Below are 3,567 nucleotides of genomic sequence, written 5' to 3' on the forward strand. Positions count from 1 at the left end.
CGGTGCAGGTCGGGAACGCGCCGCCGATCGGCGAGAGCGCGACGATGCCCGTCGCGCGTGCGCAGGTGTGTGAACCGACCGCGCAGAGCGCGAGGTCGAGCGATTCATGAGCCCCCCAGCATCACGAGGCCGGCGCCCCCCCTGCGAACCGGCCGTTGCGGAGATCATAATCGCAGCTCATGGCAATGGGATAGTCCTGGCGGCGAGGAGCTTTCCGAGCTGGTCCGGCCGGTCCAGGGTGATCGTCGCGCTGGTCCTCCGGCGCCTTGACGTCGGGCCCGTGCCGGTCCGACGGCGTCGGCGTCGGCTCGCGGGTCGGCTCGTGATCGTCCGGCGGTTTCGGTGGCTCGCTCGGCTCTGGCGGCTCGGGTGGTTTCGGCGGCTTCGGTGGCTCGGGCGGCTTCTCGCCGCTCGGCGAAGCGGCACTGGCCGGCGAAAGGGAGATGGCGGTCACCGTCGGTGTGGCCCACACCGCCCCACCCAGCGTGGCCCCCCTGGCCAAAACTCGGCGACGGCTGATCTCGGTGGAACGGTCTTGCGTCATGTCGCAACGCTCCAAGAATCGTCCATTCGCACGCCCCCTGTGCGAATGACGGTGATAGTACAGGTCGAACGACTGATCTGTCTCGCCCGGATTTCGCCCGATTGATCCCGCCGGGTGAAATGATCAAGTTCAGCGTCGGCCACCGCGGCGGACGATCTCGTCTACCATGACGCGCGTGAATCGCTCCGCACCGAAGCCCGCGGTTGGTGTCCGTGAGCTCGAGATCGACGGCGAAGTCACCCTGTATCACGAGGCGACCGCGACGGCGCTGGTCCTGAACAACACCGCCAGCGACGTGTGGCGCCTACTCGACGGGCACCGCTCGGTGGACGAGATCGTGGCCATGCTCGCCCACTCGTACTCGACCGACCACGAAACGGTGCGGGCCGGCGTCGACTCCGCGCTCGATCAACTGACCGGCCACCAGTTGCTCGAGAACCCAGGCGAATGAGCGATTCGGTCCTCATCGACGTCGTCGGCGTCACGGTGCGCGTGCGAGTGGACGGCGCCGAGAGGCTGCGGACAATCCTGGCGAACGTGATGGTCGACGAGCCGGCCGATGCGGCCGTCGGGCCGGTGGACGCCGACGCCGACGACGTCGAAGGCGTGCTCGCCGCGGCGGTACGCGCGGCCATCGACAGCTCGCCAGACCTGCTGTTGCACGCCGGGGCCGTGGCAGCCGACGGGCAGGTGACGGTGTTCCCCGGAGCATCGGGCCAGGGCAAGAGCACCCTGACCGCGGCCTGCCTGCGGCACGGCTTCGGGTACGTCACCGACGAGCTGGTCGCCGTCGATCTGGACACCCAGCAAGTCAACGGGCTGGCTCGGCCGTTGTTCCTGACGGCGTGGTCGGTGCGGGCGATGGGGTTGCCCGACGACGACGCCGCGGACGATCTGGTGGGCAAGCCTGCGGGCAAGCGGGCGGTGCCGCCGGAGCAACTCGGCTCGGCGACGACACCCGGCCGGCACCCGGTGGCGAACGTGGTGATCGCCCGCCGCGGAGCGCAGGCGTCCGCGCTGACGCCGATAGCCGCCGGCACGGTATTCGAGGAGATCCTGACCGCGTCGTTCAACCACTACGTCCACGCCGAACGTGCCTGGACAGCCGCGGTCGCCCTGGCGAATTCCGCGCGCGGTTGGCGGTTGGACGTCGCCGACCCGGCGTCGGCCGCGGAGCTCGTGGCCGGGCTGACGTCGTCGGCGGGGGCTGGTGCCGGCGGCTCTCCGGGCTGATACTCCACATGTGATCAGCGTCGTCGTTCCCGCCCACAACGAGCAGCGCGTCGTCGGCCGGCTGCTGACCAAGCTGCTCGAGCACGCCGAGCCCGGCGAGCTGAACGTGGTGGTTGTGGCGAACGGGTGCACCGACGCGACCGCGCAAGTCGCCCAGGGTTTCGCCGGTGTGCGCGTCATCGAGACCCCGGTGCCGTCGAAGAGCAATGCGCTGCGCCTCGGCGATGACGCCGCCCACGGTTTCCCCCGGCTGTACGTCGACGCCGACGTGGAACTGACGACCCACGCCGCCCGCGCACTCAGCGCCGCGGTGTCCCAACCCGGCACGTTGGCCGCAGGGCCGGTCCGCACGCTGCCGATGCACGCCGTCGACCCGCGCGTGCGCTGGTACTACGACGTCTGGCAACGCCTTCCTGCCGTACGGGACGAGCTGTTCGGCCGCGGTGTGGTCGCCGTCAGCGAGTCCGGGCACGAGCGGCTGGCCGACTGGGCCGACGTCATGTCCGACGATCTGTTGCTCGCGATGTCCTTCGGGCCGGGGGAGCGGGTGGTGGTGCCTGAGGCCGAGGTCGTCATCCATCCGCCGCGTACCTACGCCGACCTCGTGCGCCGGCGGGTCCGGGCGATGACGGGAAACGCCCGCCTCGCGCACGCCGCGCCGCCGCACCTTCGCCGTCCGCCGCGAACCGGCCTGCGCGAGCTGGCTCAGCTGGCCGGCCGCGAACCGGCGTTGACCCCCAAGGTGGCCTTCTTCGCCGTCGTCGCCGTCGTGTCCCGCCTGCGCGCCCGGCGCGCCCTGCGCACCGACGACCACACGTGGCTGCGCGACGAGAGCAGCCGGGCCTGAAGCCGACCGGAACGACGACGTCAGCGCGCGAGCGAGCGGCGCGTACCCAGCACGGCGACCGCGCGCTGGGTGAGGTCGTCGAGCTGGGCGATGACCGCGCGCCAGACCTCGGGACGCTGGGCATAGGGGTCGACGATGTCGTCGGCGACGCCGACCAAGTCCGCGCCGTCGTCACCTCGGCCATCGCCGACCTGGTCGAGCCAGTCGGTGAGCCGCTGATGGCGACCGCGCGGCGCCGCCTGCTCGGCCCGATGCACGAACTCGGTCAACGTGAACGTCTTGGGCCGCGCGTCCGGCGAACGGGAGATCAGCTCGCGGACGTGTTCGCGGTCCATCCCGAAGATCAGGTCCGCCGCACGCATGGACTCCGGGGTCACCGGCAGGCTGCGATGCCCGCTGAGGTCGATGCCGAGCTCGTTCATCAAGGTGACGCCAACCGGAGGCATGGCGCCGTGCGCGCCGACGAGCGCGCCGGAGTGTGCCTGCAGCTTGGCCGCGGCGGTTTCGGCGTGCACGCCGAGCAGCGCTGCGGCGATGGGAGAGCGGCAGCGCCCGGCACTACAGACGACGAGGACGTCGATGCTGACCCCCTGGTACCGACCGATGAGGACCGAAAGCCGGGGAGATTCTACGGGGCGGGTCAATCCGGTCAGTCGACGGTCACCGTCGGGGCGAACCCGCCCGCGAAACTGTCGGTCTCGCGCCGGTTGAGGTCGACACGACGACGAGCGTGATCAGCGTCGCTGCTTGGCGACGATGAGCGCCAGCCCCCACAGGGCGATGATCATGAGCACAGCAACCAGGGCGGGAGCGGAGACGTCATCGACCGCGATCGCGTTCATGTGCCGCATTCGGTGCAATAGGAGACTTCGCGATTCTCGTCGCCGTAGTAGGTGACGAAGTGAACCGTGACCTTCCCGCACTTGGTGCAGCGCTTGCGCCG

Annotated in this window: 4 protein-coding genes; 3 read left to right on the top strand and 1 reads right to left on the bottom strand. The window is 70.4% G+C overall.

Features of this window, described 5'->3' with window-relative positions:
- The first annotated feature begins 719 nt into the window (after positions 1-719).
- The 3 genes from M6444_RS17100 to M6444_RS17110 are packed head-to-tail and all read left to right on the top strand — an operon-like array spanning position 720 to position 2,624.
- Positions 720-995, top strand: coding sequence for a PqqD family protein (locus tag M6444_RS17100; protein ID WP_298330120.1), 276 nt, complete (start codon positions 720-722; stop codon positions 993-995).
- Positions 992-1,777, top strand: a complete 786-nt coding sequence (locus M6444_RS17105) for a hypothetical protein (RefSeq protein ID WP_298330122.1) — start codon at positions 992-994, stop codon at positions 1,775-1,777. The genes M6444_RS17100 and M6444_RS17105 overlap by 4 nt, the downstream gene beginning before the upstream one ends.
- A gap of 10 nt (positions 1,778-1,787) precedes the next feature.
- Entirely contained in the window at positions 1,788-2,624 is an 837-nt protein-coding gene (locus M6444_RS17110) for a glycosyltransferase family 2 protein (RefSeq protein ID WP_298330124.1), read from the top strand.
- A 20-nt stretch (positions 2,625-2,644) separates the two neighbouring features.
- Here the strand turns inward: M6444_RS17110 and M6444_RS17115 are convergent, their stop codons facing one another.
- A complete protein-coding gene (locus tag M6444_RS17115) occupies positions 2,645-3,268 on the bottom strand; it encodes a hypothetical protein (RefSeq protein WP_298330126.1) in 624 nt (207 codons plus the stop codon).
- Between the last annotated feature and the right edge of the window lie 299 nt (positions 3,269-3,567).

Source organism: Haloactinopolyspora sp. (genome assembly GCF_027324685.1).
Lineage (GTDB): Bacteria > Actinomycetota > Actinomycetes > Jiangellales > Jiangellaceae > Haloactinopolyspora.

Bases quoted from the DNA above. Each gene is read 5' to 3' on its own strand.
- M6444_RS17105 (WP_298330122.1), top strand. From the start codon at position 992: ATGAGCGATTCGGTCCTCATCGACGTCGTCGGCGTCACGGTGCGCGTG.